Origin of the sequence: Cytobacillus luteolus (assembly GCF_017873715.1) — a bacterium.
In the GTDB taxonomy this organism is placed as follows: Bacteria; Bacillota; Bacilli; order Bacillales; family Bacillaceae_L; genus Bacillus_BV; species Bacillus_BV luteola.
Window position 1 is genome coordinate 264,790 of sequence record NZ_JAGGKM010000005.1, and the last position, 21,853, is coordinate 286,642.

The 21,853-nt window shown below is 36.9% G+C and carries 18 protein-coding genes; 13 read left to right on the forward strand and 5 right to left on the reverse strand.

What is annotated here, in order from left to right; genetic code table 11:
* The first annotated feature begins 104 nt into the window (after positions 1–104).
* The 13 genes from J2Z26_RS15760 (at position 105) to J2Z26_RS15820 (ending at position 14,912) form a co-directional block, all read left to right on the forward strand.
* Positions 105–1,217, forward strand: coding sequence for a DegT/DnrJ/EryC1/StrS family aminotransferase (locus tag J2Z26_RS15760; RefSeq protein ID WP_193534560.1), 1,113 nt, complete (start codon positions 105–107; stop codon positions 1,215–1,217).
* Between the two features lie 51 nt (positions 1,218–1,268).
* Positions 1,269–2,045 (forward strand): GumC domain-containing protein, encoded by a 777-nt coding sequence (locus tag J2Z26_RS15765; protein WP_193534559.1) that lies wholly within the window; start codon positions 1,269–1,271, stop codon positions 2,043–2,045.
* Positions 2,038–3,051, forward strand: a complete 1,014-nt coding sequence (locus tag J2Z26_RS15770; protein WP_193534558.1) for a Gfo/Idh/MocA family protein — start codon at positions 2,038–2,040, stop codon at positions 3,049–3,051. The genes J2Z26_RS15765 and J2Z26_RS15770 overlap by 8 nt, the downstream gene beginning before the upstream one ends.
* 19 nt (positions 3,052–3,070) lie before the next feature.
* Positions 3,071–4,384: a nucleotide sugar dehydrogenase gene (locus J2Z26_RS15775; RefSeq protein WP_193534557.1), complete on the forward strand. Its 1,314-nt coding sequence runs from the start codon at positions 3,071–3,073 to the stop codon at positions 4,382–4,384.
* 18 nt (positions 4,385–4,402) lie between these two features.
* Entirely contained in the window at positions 4,403–5,134 is a 732-nt protein-coding gene (locus tag J2Z26_RS15780; RefSeq protein WP_193534556.1) for an acyltransferase, read from the forward strand.
* Position 5,135: 1 nt separating this feature from the next.
* Complete coding sequence (locus tag J2Z26_RS15785; RefSeq protein WP_193534555.1) at positions 5,136–6,566, forward strand: lipopolysaccharide biosynthesis protein; 1,431 nt, start codon at positions 5,136–5,138, stop codon at positions 6,564–6,566.
* Between the two features lie 18 nt (positions 6,567–6,584).
* On the forward strand, positions 6,585–8,168 hold the full coding sequence (locus tag J2Z26_RS15790; RefSeq protein ID WP_193534554.1) for an asparagine synthase C-terminal domain-containing protein: 1,584 nt from the start codon (positions 6,585–6,587) through the stop codon (positions 8,166–8,168).
* A 5-nt stretch (positions 8,169–8,173) separates the two neighbouring features.
* A complete protein-coding gene (gene wecB / locus J2Z26_RS15795; RefSeq protein WP_193534553.1) occupies positions 8,174–9,229 on the forward strand; it encodes a non-hydrolyzing UDP-N-acetylglucosamine 2-epimerase in 1,056 nt (351 codons plus the stop codon).
* Between the two features lie 194 nt (positions 9,230–9,423).
* Positions 9,424–10,614 carry an O-antigen polymerase gene (locus tag J2Z26_RS15800; protein ID WP_227413595.1) on the forward strand — a complete coding sequence of 397 codons (1,191 nt, stop codon included), beginning with the start codon at positions 9,424–9,426 and terminating at the stop codon, positions 10,612–10,614.
* Position 10,615: 1 nt separating this feature from the next.
* Positions 10,616–11,728: a glycosyltransferase gene (locus tag J2Z26_RS15805; protein ID WP_193534551.1), complete on the forward strand. Its 1,113-nt coding sequence runs from the start codon at positions 10,616–10,618 to the stop codon at positions 11,726–11,728.
* Positions 11,725–12,801, forward strand: a complete 1,077-nt coding sequence (locus J2Z26_RS15810) for a glycosyltransferase (RefSeq protein WP_193534550.1) — start codon at positions 11,725–11,727, stop codon at positions 12,799–12,801. The genes J2Z26_RS15805 and J2Z26_RS15810 overlap by 4 nt, the downstream gene beginning before the upstream one ends.
* Positions 12,802–12,804: 3 nt before the next feature.
* Complete coding sequence (galU, locus tag J2Z26_RS15815; RefSeq protein ID WP_193534549.1) at positions 12,805–13,671, forward strand: UTP--glucose-1-phosphate uridylyltransferase GalU; 867 nt, start codon at positions 12,805–12,807, stop codon at positions 13,669–13,671.
* 23 nt (positions 13,672–13,694) lie between these two features.
* Complete coding sequence (locus tag J2Z26_RS15820) at positions 13,695–14,912, forward strand: glycosyltransferase family 4 protein (protein WP_193534548.1); 1,218 nt, start codon at positions 13,695–13,697, stop codon at positions 14,910–14,912.
* Positions 14,913–15,133: 221 nt separating this feature from the next.
* On the opposite strand, the gene J2Z26_RS15825 is transcribed toward J2Z26_RS15820, so the two are convergent.
* From J2Z26_RS15825 to J2Z26_RS15845, 5 genes are all read right to left on the reverse strand, one after another.
* Positions 15,134–16,645, reverse strand: a complete 1,512-nt coding sequence (locus J2Z26_RS15825; RefSeq protein WP_193534547.1) for a SpoIID/LytB domain-containing protein — start codon at positions 16,643–16,645, stop codon at positions 15,134–15,136.
* Between the two features lie 3 nt (positions 16,646–16,648).
* Positions 16,649–17,371 carry an SH3 domain-containing protein gene (locus J2Z26_RS15830; RefSeq protein WP_193534546.1) on the reverse strand — a complete coding sequence of 241 codons (723 nt, stop codon included), beginning with the start codon at positions 17,369–17,371 and terminating at the stop codon, positions 16,649–16,651.
* Between the two features lie 34 nt (positions 17,372–17,405).
* Positions 17,406–19,922, reverse strand: a complete 2,517-nt coding sequence (locus J2Z26_RS22445) for an N-acetylmuramoyl-L-alanine amidase family protein (protein ID WP_193534545.1) — start codon at positions 19,920–19,922, stop codon at positions 17,406–17,408.
* Between the two features lie 135 nt (positions 19,923–20,057).
* Positions 20,058–21,080: an LCP family protein gene (locus J2Z26_RS15840; RefSeq protein ID WP_193534544.1), complete on the reverse strand. Its 1,023-nt coding sequence runs from the start codon at positions 21,078–21,080 to the stop codon at positions 20,058–20,060.
* 110 nt (positions 21,081–21,190) lie between these two features.
* Complete coding sequence (locus J2Z26_RS15845; RefSeq protein WP_193534543.1) at positions 21,191–21,826, reverse strand: YigZ family protein; 636 nt, start codon at positions 21,824–21,826, stop codon at positions 21,191–21,193.
* Between the last annotated feature and the right edge of the window lie 27 nt (positions 21,827–21,853).

The window sequence follows — 21,853 nt, forward strand, 5'->3', positions numbered from 1 at the left end:
ATAATGATTATCGAAGATTGTCAAAAAAGATAACTATATATTTGACAATTTGTGTTAAACTATACGTGTTATTAACTCTCAAACTTTATTGGAGGAATTTTCAAATGAAAGTACCTATGTTAGACCTAAGCGAACAGTATCAAGAACTAAAATCTGAGGTATTAGCTGCCCTTGATGAGGTTATGAGCTCTTCTCGCTTTATTCTAGGTGATCATGTAAAGAAATTAGAAACTGATGTTGCTACATATAGTAATGTGAAACATGGTATTGGATGTGGAAATGGTAGTGATGCTATACATATTGCACTGCAGGCTGCTGGGGTAGGACCTGGTGATGAAGTTATTACAACTCCATTTACATTCTTTGCAACAGGTGGTGCTGTTGCACGTGCTGGTGCTAAACCTGTTTATGTTGATATTGATCCTGTGACATTTAATATTGACCCTTCAAAAATTGAAGCGGCGATTACACCAAATACAAAAGCAATTATTCCTGTTCATCTGTATGGTCAAATGGCTGATATGGATCCTATCGTGGAAATTGCTAAAAAACATAATCTTGTGATTGTAGAAGATGCTGCCCAAGCAATTGGTGCAAAATATAAAGGTAAAAGTGTTGGTGAACTAGGGACTGCTGCTACATATAGTTTCTTCCCAACTAAAAACTTAGGTGCATATGGTGACGGTGGTATGATCGTTACAAATGATGATGAACTTGCTGAGAAAATGTCAGTTATCCGCGTACACGGAAGTAAGCCTAAATATTATCATCACGTACTAGGTTACAACAGTCGTCTTGATGAGCTTCAAGCTGCAGTTTTGAATGTGAAGTTCCCCCACCTAGATAAGTGGAGCACTCTTCGCCGTGAAAAAGCAGAAACGTATACTAGATTACTAAATGAAGCACTTGGCGAAAAGGTGGTAACACCAGTTGAAGTTGAAGGGAACTATCACGTATTCCATCAGTACACAATTCGTGTGCCACAACGTGATGAATTACAAAAATATTTAAATGAGCAAGGTGTACAAACGATGGTGTATTATCCACTACCATTACACGTACAACCAGTTTTCAAGGATTTAGGTTATAAAGAGGGCGATTTCCCTGAATCTGAAAAAGCAGCAAATGAGGCAATTTCACTCCCAATGTTCCCAGAATTAAAACAAGAACAACAAGAGTATGTTGTTTCAAAAATTGTGGAGTTTTTTAAGAAATAATGAGTTTGGAAAAGAGAACGTCGCCTAGATGATTTGGGGACGTTTTCTTTCTTGCATATATATTTGAAAGTTGGTGCAGAATTGTCTACACAAGAAAAACGTTTTGTCTTATACGAGTATTTATTATTTTTCTGGAGAAAAAAATGGGCGTTCGTTATTATCCCTGTTATTATGATTGCCCTTGGTGCGTTAGCATCACAGTTGTTTTTAAAAGAAACGCCATATGAAGGAAAAGCTACCGTGTTTACTGGTTCAGTTAAATCAAAAGGAGTAACAGATCCAGAGATTGTTGAAAGTAAGTATAAGGAATTTGTTACTGGTGGATTTGATGCGTATGTGGCGAGAGACAGCTATATTAGATTAACAATCAATGGTGATAATGCAAAAACAATTGAGAGTGAACTTAATGAAGTTGCAGAATCTTTATTGAATGATCTTCAAATACAGGCTGAGAACCGATTAAATAATACATCTAAATACGTTACAACTTTAGAGGAAAGAGCAGGGGCCTTAGAAAAGGCGCAAGCTATTTATGAAACACAATTAGCAAGAGTTGATTTGGAATTAGATGAGCAGAACAACTATCGCGAACTTGCAGTTTGGACAAAAGCTCAAATTGCAGAAACGAATGCTACTCTTAACCGAGTTAGAGGTGACTTACTTTTCTTTGAGAAACCAGCTTTAGTTTCATCTACTGTTGGTAAAACAAATACACACTTAAAAGAAAGCATGGCATTAGGTGCTATCTTAGGCTTATTAGCTACAGTTGCATTCTTAATGTTATGGAAGTATTTATTTGATGCAAGGAGGTACTACGAGCATGATTAAATTTGCTATCGTTGGTATGGGGCATATTGCTAGTAAGCATATTGATGCAATTGAAAAAGCAGAAGGTGCAAAGTTAACTGCAATCTGTGATACAAACACTGAACGTTTAAAAGAAGTCCCAACTGGGGTAAAGACTTATACAGATTTATCAGTAATGTTAGAGGAAAATAACGACATTTCTGTTGTAAATATATGTGTGCCTTCTGGCCTACATGCACGTTTAACTAAAATTGTAGCAGAACATAAACGCCATATTATTGTAGAAAAACCAATGTCACTTAAACTTGAAGATGCTGAGGAAATGATTGAAGTTGCTAAAGAAAACGGGGTTAAACTTGCGGTTGTTCACCCTAACCGTTTCCGCCCAGCGATTCAAAAATTAAAAGAAAAAGTTGAGTCTGGTGTGTTTGGCAAACTAAGTCATGCTAATGCTACGGTAAGATGGAATCGTAACCAAGAGTATTATGATCAAGCTCCCTGGCGTGGAACGAAAGAGTTTGATGGCGGGGTTTTAATGAACCAAGCCATCCATAACCTTGACTTAATGCTTTGGTTAATGGGACCTGTTGAATCGGTTCAATCAATGGTTGCAACTAGACTACGAAACATTGAGACAGAAGATGTAGCAACAAGTGTTGTTCGCTTTAAAAATGGAGCACTTGGGGTGATAGAAGCTGCTACAACAATTTATCCTAAGAACCTAGAAGAATCCATTTCGATCTTCGGTGAAACAGCTTCGGTCAAAATTGGCGGTCGTAATGCGAACTATATTGAGACATGGGATATAGAGGGTGTTACAGAGGAAGAAATTAATAGTACGGTTGAAGAAATAAAAGCTGATCCATTTGGTAAACCAGGGCATCAATGGATTATAGAAGATATGGTAGATGCAATCAAAGAAGACCGTGAACCAATTGTATCCGGTGAGGATGGAATGGCTCCAATTAAATTAATTTTAGCAATCATAGAGTCATCTGAAAAAGGTACACAAATTACATTATCTTAAAACAGGAGTGAACGTACCAATGAGTTTATTTGAACAATTACAATCTAAAATAGAAAATAAAGAAGCTGTTATCGGGGTAGTAGGACTTGGTTATGTAGGTCTACCACTAGCTGTTGAAAAAGCAAAAGCAGGTTATAAAGTAATTGGTTTTGACGTACAAGAAAGTCGTGTAGAACAAGTAAATATGGGTATTAATTATATCGGTGATGTTGTAAATGAAGACTTAAGCCAAATGATTAAAAGTGGTCAGCTTATTGCAACGACTGATTATGCCCGTATTGCTGATGTTGATGCAGTAGCAATTTGTGTACCAACACCACTTGATATATATCAACAACCAGATACTTCTTATGTAAAAAGCTCTGCAACTGAAATTGCAAAGTATGCACATGAGGGAATGCTTGTTGTTTTAGAATCTACAACTTACCCTGGTACTACTGAAGAAATCGTACGTCCAGCATTAGAAGCTAAAGGGTTAGTGACTGGTGAATCTGTATTTGTTGCCTACTCACCTGAGCGTGTAGATCCAGGTAACAAACAATTTAAAACAAAAAATACACCAAAGGTTGTTGGTGGTATTACTGATAATTGTACAAAAGTGGCAGCATCTCTATATCGTAGTGTATTAGAGGGAGATGTACACGAAGTTTCAAGTCCAGCTGTAGCTGAAATGGAAAAAATCTTCGAAAATACTTTCCGTCATATTAACATTGCATTAGCTAACGAAATGGCGATTCTTTGTGACAAGATGGGAATTGATGTATGGGAAGTAATCGATGCAGCTAAATCAAAGCCTTATGGATTCATGGCATTTTACCCAGGTCCTGGACTAGGCGGTCACTGTATTCCGATCGATCCATTCTACTTAACATGGAAAGCACGTGAATATAACTACCACACTCGTTTAATCGAGCTTGCAGGTGAAATTAACAATGGCATGCCTGAATTCGTAGTAAACCGTGCAATGCACATCTTAAACGAAGATGGAAAGGCATTACGCGGCGCGAAAATAACTCTTTTAGGTGTAGCTTATAAGAAAGATATTGATGATGTAAGGGAGTCCCCAGTGTTAAACATCCTTGATATTTTAGATAAACAAGGTGCTGAATTCTCAGTAGTAGATCCTTATGTTACATCATTCCGTTCTTGCAACCGTGTTGTAGAAACAGTTGAACTAACAGAAGAGCTTCTGAAAAATTCAGATCTAGTGATTGTAACAACTGATCACTCTGACTTTGATTACGAATTAATTGCAAAGCATAGCCCGGTGATTTTTGATACACGTAATGCATTAAAAGGTGTAGAAAAACCAAACAAATACATTAAATTGTAATAACAAGGGAGAATTTTAATGAACTTTATTGATTCAAGCGTAACCCTAGATGATTCCGTACAAGTAGGTTATTTTACAGTCATTGAAAAAGATGCAAAGATCGGAAAAAATGTCATCATTGGTAACCGTGTGACCATTCATGAAGGTACAGTTATTGGTGACAACACAACAATTGCGGACGGTGCAGTATTAGGCAAACCACCTAAACCTGCTAAAACAAGTACAGTTAAGCTATCAGCTGATATTCCTCCTTTACAATTAGGAGAAGATGTAACGGTTGGTGCTAACTGTGTGATCTATCGTGGCGCAACGATAGGTTCGAATACATTAATTGCTGACTTAGCTAGTGTTCGTGAAAATGTTAACATTGGAGACTATGTTATTGTTGGACGTGGTGTAACGGTAGAGAACTACGTGAACATCGGTACAAGAACAAAAATTCAATCAAATTCATATATAACTGCATATACAACACTTGAGGACCATGTCTTTATCGCACCTTGTGTAACAACAACAAACGATAACTTTATGGGAAGAACAGAAGAGCGCTTTGAAAAAATCAAAGGTGCAATTGTAAAACGTGGTGCACGTGTTGGTGGAGCATCCATCATTCTTCCTGGAATTACGATTGCTGAAGAAACATTTGTAGCAGCAGGTGCACTAGTTACAAAAGACACAGAACCAAAAACAGTTGTGAAGGGGATTCCTGCAAAGTTTAGTAAGAATGTAGACGAGCGGGAGTTGTTGTAGGTTGCTAGCTCAGTTAAAACGATTAGGAGGGGATTCCCTCCTTTATGCGTTAATGAATGTAGGTACAAAGCTGATCGCTTTTATCATGTTGCCGATCTATACACATTACCTGCCAAATCCGGCGGAATACGGTGTACTCGATTACTTAGACCGTATTACTGCGATGCTAACCTTTTTAGTTATCTTTGGTACTGATTCTGCGTTGGCATTCTACTACTTTGATACGAAGGATGAAGCTAAGCGGAAGAGATATGTTCAAAACGTTATGCTCTTTAGGTTAGGAATCGTTGCAGTATGTTTCTTAGCTATCTTAGTTGGAGGGCAATGGTTATCTAATGCTTTGTTAGATAATCCAAATTATGCACATTTTCTGTATTTAAGCATAGGTATTTTGCTTCTAGACACGGTCGTCGCACTTATATTGACAGTGTTACGTTATGAATTTAAGACACTAAAAGTTGTTATTTATACAGTATTAAAAATGCTCTTGGTCGCTGTCCTATCCTATGCGATTCTACGATACTTTTTAACATCAGTTGAAGGGATTTTAATCGGAAGAATTATAAGTGCAGTTGTTGTTCTCTTGTTAATCAGTAAGTACCTATTCTCTTATCTTCGTTTTTCAATTGATAAGCAGGTTTTAAAAGAAATCCTAAAATACGCTGCACCACTTGTCCCTGCTTCGATTGCATTTTGGGTCATTGTAAATGCGAATGTATTTTTCTTAAAAGAGTTCACATCATTCACAGAGGTCGGGATTTACGGAACGGCTATGAAATTTGCAGCACTTATTACTCTTCTAACAAGCGGTGTTCAAATGGCATGGAGACCTTACTCAATGTCGTTAAAAGATAAAAAGGGTAGTGAGCATGTTTTTTCTAAACTGTACATGGCGATTTTATTACTTGGGACAGTAGGGGTATTATTTGTTGCTACAATTATGCCTTGGGTCATCAAGTTATTAGACCAAAACTATTATGAGGCATATAAATATGTCGCTCCAATCGCTGCTGTAACATTTTTAAATTTCTTTTACATGATTATTTCAGTGGGCATTTTCTTCTCGAAACAAACGAAGTATATATCAATTGCATTTGGGATAGCTGCTCTTGTTAATCTAGGATTGAACTTTGTGCTAATTCCCTTATACTCCATTTGGGGTACCGTGGCAGCTTATTTACTATCTTATATTGTTGCTATTATCTTAATCTTTTTCAAAAGCCAAAAAGCGTATTATGTCCCTGTGTCATTTTTTAAAATGGCATTTTTGTTTAGTAATATGCTACTTGCTGTGTTTGCGATTATTTACATTCAAGAAAGTAGCTTACCAGGAATTTATATCCTAGCGGCATGGGGGTATTTCATTGTGATGACTGTCGTGAGCCGAGTTGATCGTGATTTCCGTAAAAAGCCTGTAACCGCTGAAACTTAAAAGATAAAGGTGATGTAATTGAACGGTACAAAAATCTTTCTTCAAAATGAACAACGTTGGAAACAAGGCACCCGTGGTGATGCAACATTTTATTTCAGTGGATATATCTATGTAGGTAATACTTTGTATACCAATCATACAATCACTGATTACCTTTCACAGGTGGAATTTACTGAAAAACTCATTACCGATTGGTCTGGAGAATTTGCAGTTATTTATCAAACTTCTAACTATACGTTTGCAGCATGTGACCGAAAAAGAAGTATTCCTTTGTTTTATTATAAAAAAGGGAATGAAGTGGTTGTAACCGATAGGTTGGTTGATGAAACCCAAGGCACTTCATTAAACCGTACTTCAGCTGTAGAATTTCTCCTTACAGGATTTGTAGCGAACGATCGAACATTGTTTGACGATGTTTTTCAAATAGAAGCTGGGCAATCAATCATAATTCGCCAAGATAAAATAGAAAAGTTACAATACTACCGTTATTATCACAATCCTGAAAACATGGATATCGAAACGGGTGTTGAGGAGTTAACAAAAAGCTTTCACAACTTATTTCAAAAGCTCTATGACAGAGTGAAAGATAAGCATGTAATGATTCCATTAAGTGGTGGCTACGATTCACGGATCATTGCACTGCTTTTAAAAGAATATGGTGTAAAAAGTGTTGAAGGCTTTACCTACGGACGTCCAGGTAATCAAGAAGCGAAAAAAAGTAAGGAAATTGCAGATAAACTTGGGATTCCATGGACCTTTATCCCTTATTCTAGAGAGGATTGGCAACGCTGGTATCACTCAAGTGAATGGAAAAACTATCTTCATTTTGCCACTAATGCCTCATCAATGGCCCACCTACAGGATTGGCCGGCCGTTACAGAGATCATTAATAAGGCAGATAAGGATTATGTGTTTATGCCGGGACATTCAGGCGATTTTATAGCCGGAAGTCACTTATCCTATGAAATTATCCAAGACAAATCTTATACTCTCGATGATGTAGTTGAGCAAATCATGAAAAAGCATCATAGATTATGGGAGACAAGTAATCAGGCAGCTGTGTCGGATGTAATCAGTGAAATTAAATCTTCTCTTAAAGGGTTAGATTATGATAATAAGGAACAAGCAAGTGCTTTATTTGAATATTGGGATTGGAAGGAAAGACAGGCGAAATTCATTATAAACTCGCTACGAGTGTATGAGTATTACAACCAAGAGTGGGAGATTCCACTATGGGATGATGAACTAATGAATTTCTTCCTAAAGGTGCCTACTGAATACCGTTTCAAGAAATATTTATACGATATGACGTTACATCACATGTATCCTACCTTTTTTGAGAAACCTATACAAAAAAGTGGAAGTGCTACTTCCTTGAAAAACAAGTATGGAGCACTCTACCCAATCCTAAAGAAGGCTTATAATAAAAAACGGGTTTACCAGCAGTATTACAAAGACCCAATGGAGTGGTTTGGGATCTATGGTGGATATGTCAACTATCTTCGAAATATATCCTTTAAATACGAAAAGGTAAGGTTCGAGAATCCTTATAATATTAATTCATTTTTGGCAAAAGATTATATTCAGAACGTGAAAGGATGAATGTAATGAAATTCATTACGGTTTTAGGTGCAAGACCTCAATTTATTAAAGCAGCTCCTGTTTCTCGTGAACTACGTAAAGAGCATGAAGAGCTTATTATTCATACTGGTCAACACTATGATGCAAATATGTCAGACATCTTCTTTGAAGAATTACATATCCCAAAACCTGATTTCCACCTTGGTGTAGGCTCAGGATCCCATGGAAAGCAAACTGGCGATATGTTAGCTCAAATCGAGGAAATCTTACTAGCTGAAAAGCCAGACTATCTTCTTGTGTATGGTGATACGAACTCAACATTAGCTGGTGCACTTGCGGCCGCTAAGTTACACATTCCAGTTGTTCACATTGAAGCTGGTTTACGAAGCTTTAATAAAAAAATGCCAGAAGAAATCAACCGCATAATGACAGATCATGTTTCAGAGTATTTATTCTGTCCAACGGATACGGCGATTGAAAACCTTACTAACGAAAACATCACCCACAATGTGATCAACGTTGGAGATGTAATGTATGATGCTGTTGTTTATAATAAAAAGCTCGCTAATGAAGGTTCAGAAATTTTAACGAAACATGGTTTAGAGTCAAAGCAATATCATTTAATTACAATTCACCGTGCTGAAAATACAGATGACGAACAAAAAATCAATAATATTTTAGAAGCGTTTAATAAAATTGACGAGCTGAAAGTTTGGCCAATTCACCCACGTACAAAACATAAGCTTGAGAGCTATGGATTAAAGCTAGATGAAATCCCCAACCTAAAGGTAATTGAGCCAGTAGGTTATTTAGATATGCTTACACTTGAGAGCAATGCCAAAAAAATCATTACAGATTCTGGTGGCGTTCAAAAAGAAGCTTACTTTATGGAAGTACCATGTGTCACTGTTCGTGAGCAAACAGAATGGGTGGAAACACTAGAAGGTGAAGCAAATATCCTTGTCGGCACTGACGTTAATAAAATTATTGAGGCTGTAAATAAAGAGGTTTCTCCTTCTTACAAATTAGTTTTCGGAGATGGAAATGCGTCCCGGAAAATTGTAGAAGCTATCCGAAAATGAGCTAGGTGATGACTATGCTTTATATCTTAATATGGTTTATCGTATTGATGACTTCCGTGATACTCTTTAAAAAAGTATCTGGAAGTCTCTCTATACTAAAACCGAATTTAAATTCAATTATTTTCTATTATTCCTTATTGGTCTCATCATTTATTGGGCCAATCTTTATTGTCTTAGGTAAGGACAATTACTATATGATCAATAAACTAGCACACGAACAATATCGTGTGATTGGTTTCTTAGTTATTTGTTTTGTCATGGTGTTTTTACCATTAACAATGTACATCTTAAGTAAATTGGTAGGCTTTGATGCAAAACATGAATTTAATGACTACTTAAAAAAGCCGGTTGAGCCGACTTTTGGAGTGAGGACTGAGTTTTACTTTTTCTTTGCGACCCTATCATTGATTAGTATGTTAGCCGTTGCTTATACCATGTTAAAAACAAATCAAATTCCCCTTTTAGAACTATTAAAAGGTAATACAGCGGAACTAGCAAAGCTACGTATCGAAGCAGCACGGAATTTCACAGGCAATGTACTTGTTCGTAACATCTTTGCTATTGCCCTTACACCACTTTTATCATTAATTGCTTATGTATATAGTGTAAAAACAGAACATTTTAAATGGAAGATTCTATTTCTAGGGTTGTTTGGTTGCTCGGTCTTGATTAGTGTATACGACCTTGCGAAATCGCCGATATTCTTTTATGTCATTATGTTCTTGTTAGTAAGTATTTATATTGGAAAAACGAAATTTACACCGATGAAAGTGTTTATAATTGGTTCTTTGGCAACGGCCTTACTACTAATTATGTATGTTTTTATTCAAGGTGTTACAAATATAGAATCATATTTATCAATCTCAACTGGTCCAATTGGCCGTCTAATTTTTGCGCAGATATCACCTACCTTCCTCCATCTAAATATCTTTGGAGAATCTCTACCATTTTTACAGGGGAGAAGCTTACCTGGAATGTTAGTTGGCTTATTTGATGTCGAACAAGTTCGATCAGCACGATTAGTAATGGAGCAGGCGTTCCCACAACGAGTTGCAGATGGTACAGGTGGAGTGTTAAATACCTTGTATGTTGCGGAAGCTTACGCAAATTTCGGATATTTAGGGATTGTAATGGCGACTATTTACATTGGTCTAGTCATTCAAGCTGTTTATATTGTGTTTTTAAGACTACCTAAAAACCCAGTGTTTGTTAGTTTATTTATATATTTTTCAATCAATTTACCTCGTACATTAGTTGGCGGGTTTGCAGACTTTTTATTTAACCCAATCTGGTTTATTCTAATCGTCCTATTTACAGGAATGCTATTATTTATTCGATTCCGACTAGATTTAACAGCTTATTTTAAAAGAGTTAGGGAGAATTAATATGAAAAAAGTTCTCGTATATTATCCATTTCAGTTAGCTGAAAATGCAAATAGTGGTTCAAAGGTTCGCCCACATGAAATGCTTAAAGCATTCAAGCAATGGGGTGAAAAGGAACAGGTTGAAATCATTTGCATACATGGAAATACTGTTGAGAGAGAGAAGCAATTCAAGCAACTTTCGCAACAGGGTGTTCTTGAAGATTTATGGTTTTGTTATATGGAAAATCAAACAATTCCACTGTGGTTAACTGACCCGGGTCATAAACCTGCCAGACCGCTTGTCGACCGTGAAATTCTATCCTTTTTAAAAAGAAAAAAAGTACCTGTTGGTATTTTTTATAGAGATGTCTATTGGAAATTCGATGAGCTTTATCCTCTAAAAGGGATTAAAAAGTTCATAATGAAATCCATCTATCGATTTGAAGAAAAGTTTTATGAAAAATACATGGATACCATCTTTCTGCCGAGCAATGAAATGGGAGCTTATGTAGACATTAATCGTCCGATGACTGAATTGCCACCTGGGGGTAAGAATACTGGGGAGTATCATAATTATGACTCAAAAAAACCTTACCAAGGCCTATATGTAGGTGGAATCAATAATGAGGATTATGGTCTCTATCTATTATTAGATGCAATCGAAAAAGTAAATAAGTCTGAACAACTTTGTAACCTGACTGTAGTGTGTCGTGAAGATGAGTATCAATCACTGCCACAAGACAAGCGGAGCCGAATAGAACAGTTGAAAGTTACTGTTAAGCATATTAGTGGGGCGAAGTTGGATGATTTATATAAGGAAATGGATTTTGCATTTATTCCGCGCTACCGCAACGAATATTACGATTTTTCAGTCCCTGTTAAGCTAGTTGAATACTTATCTGCAGGATTGCCAATTGTGGCAACAGATTGTACATCTCAAAAGCACTTCATTGAATCCGGTCAGTATGGTGCTATTTGTAAGGATGAGAAAGAGTCTATGGCTGAAGCCATCAACAATATGATTGCTAACAAAGAACAGTATGCCAAAAATATAAAAGAAACATTCATGGCGAAACATTCTTGGCTTGCACGGGTTGAAAAAGTGAAAAACACGCTTATCAAGGAGGTACTATGAGGGTATTATTACTAGCTCCTAGTAGATCAATTCATACACATAAATGGGCATTGTTTTATAAAAATCAAGGGATTGAAGTCAAAGTTGTAACATTTGCGGATCATTACTCAGAGGAAAATGCGAAAGAAGTCGAAACAGTGGTTTTACCAAAACTTTTTCCCGGGAAATTATCGTATATTTCGAGCTTATTTGCTCTAAAAAAACAGCTTTCGACATTCAAACCTGATATCCTTCATGCTCATTATGTGTCGAGTTATGGCTTCGTTGGTGCTTTAGCTAATTATCATCCATTTTACGTTTCGGTTTGGGGAAGAGACATTTATCAGTTTCCCCAACAAAACCCTGTTAATAAACAAATTGTTGAATTTACATTACGAAAAGCGGATGTTATTTGCTCAACAAGTCACGTGATGGCTGGTGAAACGAGAAAATATATTAATGTTCCGATAGAGGTTACTCCTTTTGGTGTGGACCTACAGAAGTTCAAACCGATCCAGGGTGTAAATAATGATAACGAAACGGTTACCATAGGAACGGTTAAGGCTTTATCTGATAAATATGGAATTGCTGACTTAATAAAAGCTTTTTCCCTTGTCCACGCTAGTAACAACAATACCAAGCTTTTAATCGTAGGAGATGGACCACAGCGTGCGGAATACGAACAGATGGTAGAACAATTGGGTCTTAAGGAAGTAACAACCTTTACAGGTAGAGTTCCTAATGATGAAGTGCCAACCTATATAAATAAAATCGACATTTTTGCAGTCCCTTCAACGGAAAATAGTGAGAGCTTTGGTGTAGCTGCTGTTGAATCTATGGCTTGTGGTGTGCCAGCAGTAGTTTCAAATGTCGGTGGATTACCTGAGGTTGTGATAGAAGGTAAAACAGGGTTTGTTGTACCTAAAGAGGATCCGGAGGCATTAGCCGTAAAATTCATTACCCTAATTGAGGATTCAGATTTACGAAAGCGTATGGGTGAAGCCGGAATCGAGCATGTTAAGGAAAACTACAATTGGACGGACAACGCAAATGGAATGTTAGAGTTATACGGACGAACTCTGAAAGGGGTATAAGATATGAAAAAGGTAAGAAAAGCAGTCATACCTGCAGCAGGTCTTGGAACACGTTTTTTACCTGCCACAAAAGCACAACCAAAAGAAATGCTTCCAATTGTTGATAAACCAACTATTCAATTTATCATTGAAGAAGCGGTTAAGTCTGGAATCGAAGATATTATCATTGTGACTGGACGTAATAAAAGGGCGATAGAAGACCACTTTGATAAATCAGTAGAGCTTGAACTTTTACTTGAAAAGACAGGGAAAAAAGAAATGCTTGAAGTGGTTGAATCCATCTCTAATATGGTCGACATTCATTATGTTCGTCAGAAAGAGCCTCTAGGACTTGGTCATGCAGTACTATGTGCGAAAAAGTTTATCGGTAATGAACCTTTTGCCGTTTTACTAGGAGACGACATTATCGATAGTGAGGTACCTGCACTAAAGCAAATGATTGATCAATATAACGAAGTAGGGTCAAGTATTTTAGGTGTACATGAAGTTCCTCGTTCTGAAGTAAATAAATACGGAATTGTAGACTATTCAGAACAACAAGATGAACTGTTTAAAGTAAACAGTCTTGTAGAAAAACCGGATGTAGAAGCAGCACCTTCTACTCAAGCGATTATTGGTCGATATGTGTTAACACCAGAAATATTTGATTTGTTAGAGAAGGGTCAGCCTGATAAAAAAGGTGAAATACAGCTAACGGATGCGATCGATGCTCTATTAAAAGAACAATCGATCTACTCTTATGTAATTAAAGGTAACCGTTATGACGTTGGTGATAAGTTCGGCTTTTTACAAGCATCCATTGATTTCGCGCTTAAACGCGATGATTTAAAAGATAAACTAGAACAATATTTAAAACAAATTCTGAAATAGCTAATTGTGATTGGAGTAAGACAATGAGAGTAATTTATCTATGTCAACACTTTCCGCCAGAAACGGGAGCACCACAAATACGTGTATATGAAGTAAGTAAAGAGCTTCTTAAACGAGGTCATCAAATTGAGGTGCTAACCGCGTTCCCACATCATCCCCATGGTATCATTCCAGAAGAATACAAAGGGATGTGTTACAAGTTCGAGGAGTACGATGGAATTCCTGTTCATCGATCATGGATCTATCCATCACCAAAGGGAAGCTTTTGGAAAAGGCTAGCCTCATATTTCTCATTTACTTTTAGTTCGTTCTATTCTATGTGGAAAGCCAAACCAACTGATGTAATTATCTGTAATTCTCCACCCCTGTTTTTGGGAATAACAGGCTATGTTGCAGCTAAGTTCAAACGTGCTAAGTTTGTTTTTAACATTGCAGACATCTGGCCTGAATCAGCAGTAGAGTTGGGAATCCTTAAAAATAAAACATTTATAAAACTGGCAACTTGGCTCGAGCACTTTTTATACCGAAAGTCTTGGAAAATTGCTACTGCGACAGACGGTATTAAAGATTATATGATTAAGCATGGCAAAAAGGAAGAAGATGTTTTCCTCTTACCAAATGGGGTAAATACTGACTTCTTTGTGCCAATGCCAAAGCATGAAGGACTTATTAAAGAGCTTGGGTTAGAAGGTAAGAAGGTATTTACTTATGCAGGTGCACTTGGATATGCTCAAGCACTTGATTCCATTTTACGAACGGCAGCTCTTTTAAAAGAAGAGTATCCAAATGTCCACTTTCTGTTTGTAGGAGATGGACAGGAAAAGGATAAGTTGTTGAAGCTAAAAGAAGAACTGGAGCTTTCGAATGTAACATTTTATGGCTCTGTTCCAGTTTCAAGAATGCCAGAGATCTTTTCGATTTCGGATTATAGTATTGTTTCTCTGCGAAATATCGAGCTTTTTAAAGGGGCGCGACCTTCGAAGATATTCCCTGCGATTTCTACAGGTACTCCTGTGTTGTATTGTGGGGATGGCGAGAGTGCTAGTATCCTGGAAGAACATAACTGCGGAAAGATTGCCCCGCCTGAAAACCCAGAGGGGATTGTGAATGAAATCCGCAAGTTAGTGGAGCTATCTGAAGAGGAATACAAGCAACTATCTGAAAATGGCCGGAAACTGGCTATAGCTGAATATTCGTGGTCGAGTATTGTGGATGATTTGTTACGGAATATTGAGAAGTGAATGAGGAAAGAGTGCTAAATCAATAGCACTCTTTTTTATTGTCGAGGGGCTGATATTTAGTGAATGGCCGATATTTTGTTAGTTGCGGCCGATAAAATTGAGTTAAGGCCGATATCCTTCAGATAAGGCCGATAAATCTGATTTGAGGCCGATATCCCGACAAAGAAGGGTGAAAAAACATAAAAGCTTGGAGGTATATAATACTTCCAAGCTTCACATCATTATTTTGAAACGGTTGTACCTTTATAATAATGAGTTAGTATTTGTTCCGCAGTCCACCCATTTTCAGCGTATCCTTTCGCACCATATTGGCTCATTCCAATACGATGACCCCAACCTTTTCCGTTTACCTTTACTGATTCAACGCCACCAGTAGTTGAAATTGTACCGTTTGCTGTTTGAACTGACATATTATCAGTAGAAATGGTTTGGGTACCTGAAGTAGTTTGAACAACATGTCCCTTAACCGAATCTATATTTAGCAGGTTAGAGGTCGTTTGTACTAAGAAACTTCTCACTTCTTTGCTTAGTTCAATAGAAAACCAATTTGATAGAAGTTGATTGTATACACGTGTGTCATTCAGAGGAAACAGCTTTCTTATAACACTTTCATTACCACGAATGGTTTTTTCACCTTCACTTGTTTTTACAGTTACACCACCGACTTCTCCATTCGCACCTTTTTGTTCAGTGATTACATCATACAAAATCGTTGACTCTGAAAAGCCAAAGGATTTTAAAATCGTTAAAGCAGAGAAGGTATGTGACCAAACACTATGTGGAGAGTTTTCAAATCGATCTTCTACACTTACTAAGTAGGGGAAGTTCGCTTGGTTTGAATTCCAGACGTCTCCAACGTTTGCTGTTCTTCCTCCACTTGTTGAATGGAAAAAGGTTTGAATAGGCCTTCCATTATATTTTACAAGTAATCCTCTAGTTGCAGCGATTGCTTCGTTTGTTCGAGGATGTTCTCCCGTAAAACCACGATATACTTGGCTTGTTGCTGTGTTTGATAAAATCATTGAATTTTGAGCAAAGCTTCTAGCTGCAATTGCTTGGGCCTTTAAAGCTTCCATATGCCAAGAAGCAGGCATTTCACTAGGAACAACACCTTTTAAATAATCTTCCATATCTAACACATTGATTGCTTGAATTTTATCGCTTTTTAATCTGATATCAAAACTTCCACGGTATCGTACACCGTTGATTGTAGTAAGAGATAGAGAATTAGCTTCGATAAGTGATGTTGTTGTGCTTTGTACCCAACCAGTCATTTTGTTTGATAGTGTAACACTGTACCAAGTTTCTCCTGAGCCATTTATAAAAATGTCGTTGTAAGTAGCAGTTGTACCAGCTGTTGCAACTGTTAGTTGTTCATAACTCGTGGTCGCACCTTTTCTTACAATCGTGTCTTGAGAAAATGCTGCTACTTTCCCAATGATCTCTTGTATTAAAAATCCGTTAGCTGAAGTGTGAACAGTTTGTCCATTTGTAATGACAACATTGGTACCTGACTTTGATATACCTAATGGATTGGATTGTAAAACAGTTGTTGCTCCAGTCTGTTTATTAACCAACTGATAGTTGCCATTAAGGGTAGCTGTGTAACCAGTGCTATTTTCAAAGATTAATACAGTAACAGGATTCGGGTAAACTAGATTTTGTGCTTTTGAATTCCCAGGTAACACGAGAAGTAGAGCGATAGTCAGCACTGAGAAAAGTAATTTGTTCATTACTTACCTCACCTCGCCTAATTTTCCGAAGATCCACCCACGTTTTCCTGTTGCGGTTTCCACATTATACCATGATTCACCAGCACTATTAGTAAAGACTGATATATACTTTAAGGTTGTACCCTTTTTTAATGTTTCAATTACCCCATAAGAAGTAGTAGCACCTTTTCTAAGATGGACTTCACCAACTGTTACAACTTGTGAAGGAGTTTTTGCTGCAACATCTCCTTTTGTACTAGAAACATTTCCAGAGAAAATCCATCCTTTAAGGGTCGAAGAAAGTTCAATTCGATACCAAGTACCGTTGGATGATACATGTTGATCAATTACCTTTAACGCTGCACCAGATGTTCTTGTAGCAATTACTTTGTAGCTAGCTGTAGCTCCTGAGTGAAGTGTTGCCGAAGCCGTAGATACATATACTGTTGACGGCAGTGAAGTTGATGGCGCAGATGGTGCAGGAGATGTCACTACAGGTGGTGTATATGTTCCACTTCCTACTCCATTTGCAATTTGTTGTTTTAATGTATTAATCTCTTGTTGTTGCTGGTTGATTCTTGTTTCAAGAGCCGTAATTTGAGATTTCATAGGGTTTATCTGTGAGTTCACCCAATCAACACTCGCAAGAATAACGTTATTGGAAGCTGTAATTGAACTAGGTACAAAAGCGGCAATTCCAATTCCTACTGCTAATGTTCCAGTGATAAATAAATGCTTTTTCTTCATATTCGTTTCCCCCATTTTATATATAGTATTTAGTTTAAAAAGTAGAGAAATATTCTTCTAGTGCATTTTTTATAGCCAATGCTGCTTTGTAACGAAACTCAGTCGTTTTTAATAATGCTTCTTCCGTTGGGTTTGATAGAAAAGCTAATTCTATTAGAATACTAGGAAGTTCATTTCTTTTATTCACGTAAAATTCTTGATTTTTTACCCCTCTATTAGATGTGCCTAGGTTCGCTATCAAATGTTTTTGAACTGTTTGTCCTAATTGATAACTCTTAGTGCTATTAAAATTTAATGAAGTATTATAAAAAGTTGTTGTTCCTTTTGCATCCCTATTTGTAAATGAATCTGTGTGTAAACTAATAAAAGCATCATAGTCTGATAGATTTGAAAGTAGAGTTCTATCTTGAAGTGTTAAGAATTTATCATCACTTCTAGTGAGTTGAACGATAGCACCTGCTTTTTCTAATTCTGCTTTTAGTAATAGTGCGGTATCCAGTGTCACTACTTTTTCATATAACCCAGAACGACCAATCGCTCCTGGGTCAGATCCACCATGGCCAGCATCAATGAGAATCTTCTTACCAACCAAGCCAACTTCCATCACCTTTAAGGATAAGGAGTCTGCGTGATTTCTAATAGTAAATGTGTATCCAGGTTGAAAATGAATGATTAGTGAATGGTTAGTAGGACTAATTTTATTTAATTCATATCTAGTGATACCCGGAATTAGGGTGTTAGGTATATCAATCTGTGTTAGTCCAGCTAGTTCCAACCTGTTATTAGATAACATTTTGTATGGGAAACTGAATCCATTAGGTTTTTTCCAGATTAGATGGCTTTCACCATTTATTAATTCGAAGCTAGGTGATAGTAGTTTCTTAATTGAAGTAGGAGAGGTATCACTTTGTTTCACCCAACCTCGTTTACCATCCTTTGTTTCGACATTTAGCCAGTTTCCATGCTGCCATAGACGGATAAGTTCATCTCCTGCTCTGAACGTTCCTGCAACTGCATAGCTATCTGCAGCGCCCTTTCGAATCGATCCATCGTTAAATGGATAAACATACTTATAATCTTGGACTGAAATAATAGCTTCCCAACTTGGAATCCAACCTATTTTTCCGGAAGGAGTCTTTACTCTAAGCCACCTTTGGTTAGAGGCATTTATAAACTCTTGTAACACCGTTACTTTTGAAAAGTAAGTTAGATTTTCTATGGTACTATATTGTAGAGTTGCTCCCTTGTATAACTTCGCATGGCGTGTACCAATAGCCATTAGACGTTGAACTGGCACAACCTTGTCAGTAACAACAGATTCATGCACCCAAGCTTGGGTATTATCTTCAGATAAAAATTTGTACCAGATCTGGCGATTAGTGTCTATGCTTTGGTCAATTACTTTTAGTGCAGTTCCTTTTCTTAAAGTTGTCAACTTGGACTCTGTTAAGGCAGGTCCTTTTCTTACGTTTGCTACATCCACACTAATATAAAATGTTTTATTTACTATTGCTTTTTGTTGTAGGATTTCTTCCTTAACCCAACCCATTTTCCCTAGGGTGTATTCGACTCGGTACCATAGGACTGAATTAGGATCAATAAAATGATCAACAACTGTCACTTTTTGACCAAGTGTTAGGGTACTTACTGATGCATAGGTATGCGAAGCACCTTTTCTCACTGACTCCGATAATGATGTACTGTACATGATTGTCCCGTTTGGAACTGCTTTCACAGTAGGTTCAGGAATCTTCTCCTGGGCAGGGTTTTCTTCAGTAATTGGAGGGTCAGTAGGTTCAATTGTTTCCTCTTCAGGTACTGATACGTTTTCTGAAAGTGCATTTTTAACAAATGCTGTGCTGTGAACCCAGCCTTTTACTGAACCAAGGTCAACACGATACCATAAATCACCTGAAGCATTTGTAAATTCATCAATAATAGATACCTGTTGATCTTGTTTTAAAAAGGATACAATCGGATATGATGTAGTAGCACCTTTATGAACAGGTGCATTCCCAACCTGTATTTGTTTTTGATTAGTCGTTTGTTGAGTTACTAGATTAGATGCTTCAGTCCACCCCTTAACAGAGCCAAGGTCGATTCGAAGCCATTTTTGACCGGTTGAATTGGTAAACTCATCAATGACAGTAACTTTAGCACCTTGTTTTAAAGTAGAAACTATCGGGTAAGATGTAGTAGCACCTTTTCTTACTAAAGCGTTTGTAACTTGTATTAGTTGTTGATCACTAGAAATAGTTTCCTTTTTTTCGATATTAGAAGATTCAGCCCATCCTTTTATTGAACCAAGATCGAGTCGATACCATCTTTCACCAAAGGCATTGGTGAATTCGTCAATTACTGTTACTTTTTGTCCTGCAGAGATTTCACGTACTTTCGCATAAGCAGTGGTAGCACCTTTATGAACAGTTAGCTTATTGATAGCCTTTAGTTCAATCGGGTAGTTTACTTGTGCATTTGTTTCATTTGCCTGAACAAATAAAGGTAAGAATGTGCTAGTGGCAAGGATTGTCGAAACGAGAAGTTTTTTCACACTTTTCCCTCCATATTTTGTAGAAATTTCTCAATATGTATAATAATATCTGATAATAGGTAATAATCCAATCGGTATAAAGTAATAAGGTAAAAAAAATAACGCTAAGAGAACCTCAGGTAGGTTCTCTTAACGTTATTTAATTGAAACATTTTCATTTTTTTCATCAGTATCTATGCTTGAGCTTGTACTGTCATTTTCAAGTACAGCCTTAAGAGTAGTATTAATATTCTTAATGGACTCTTCTTTTGGAATGAAGTAATAGACGCTATTTATATAATCATCATAACCTTCAAGTTGTAAAGTTTGCACTTCGGTGCTCTTCATTTTGTTATAAAGTTGAACAAATGATAAGATATCTTTCGTTGGTAAGTTTGTTTTAACATTTTCGCCAACATCACGAAGTACATCGTCAACCTTAGTAATTGAACCAACAGATGTCCCTTTATCCACAATTGCTTTAATTACTTGTTTTTGTCTATCGTTACGTCCCATGTCACCACGTGGATCTGATTTTCTCATTCTGACATATGCAAGGGCTTCATTTCCATTTAGTTCCATTTCACCCTCGGTATACGTTTTCCATGCAAGTGAACCTGTTAACTGAGCCTTAAAAGTAAATGGAACGTCGACTGTAATTCCATTTAGAGAATCGACAATGTCTTCAAAACCTTGAAAGTTTGTAGTTACATAGTAATCAATTGGGATATCAAATAGTTCTTGAACAGCCCCTACAGTACTACTAACCCCGCCGTAATATGAGTGAGTTATTTTATCGTTCTTCCCAAGTTCAGGTATATATGTTCGAGTATCACGAGGGATACTCACTAGATATGTTTCTTTTGTTTTTGGATTAATGGTTATCAACATTAAAACATCAGAACGTGGTTTCCCACCCTCCTGATTTTCGAGTCCGATAAGAAGGATTGTAACAGGGTCCTCTTTAAGTTTAATCTTTTCAGTGCGGTGACTTGGGATCTTCTCACGATCTATTTCTTCATATGTTTTATTCGCAATAGAATTTGCTGTGTATAAAATATATGCGGCATATGTGCCGGCAGCAACTAGCATAATAATAAAGGATGTAATGAAGAACTTCTTTGTTTTACTAGTCCTTCTCCTTTTATTCATCCTTCTACGGGTTCTTGAATCTTTCATAAAAGCCCTCGTTTCTTTTTAAGTGGCAATATAGTTAATAGAACAACTTCTAATTTTATCTAAAATTCGACAAACAGTAAATAAGAAAAATTTAGGTTGTTCAAAAAAGATTAATTTACCACTTCTTCTAGGTAGGTAACCTCACCCTCAACTATCTCGCTTTTCCCATTTGTGAGCTCAATCATCCAATCGATAAACTGCTGTTTTTGTCCTTCTTCTACATAGGTTTCTACTTCAACTGAGTCTAAATACTTAATTTCTTTAATTTTAAATACAGACGATCTCAATTCGTTTTCTACTTTACCTAGCCACGTATAATCTATCTTCGTATGAATGACTCTCATTAGTGTACGTTCAACAATACCTGTAGCATTTAACCCCTCTGAGGTCGACTTTCCATACGCACGAATTAATCCACCTGCACCTAATTTTATTCCACCGAAATAGCGAGTTATGACTACAACTGTGTCTTTTAGCTTCTTTTTTTTCAGCACTTCCAAAATAGGAACGCCAGCCGTACCACTAGGTTCACCATCATCATTTGCTTTTTGGATGTGATCATGTTCACCGATAATATAAGCTGAGCAATTATGGTTTGCGTCCCTATGCTTCTTTTTAATTTCTAAAATAAAATTCTGTGCTTCTTCCTCTGTTGTCGCACGATTTATATAAGCAATAAATCTTGATTTTTCAATAATAATTTCATGTTCCCCATAGCCTTTTACTGTATAATAATGTGTAAGCACTGGGTCACCTCCCAAATTTTAGGTACT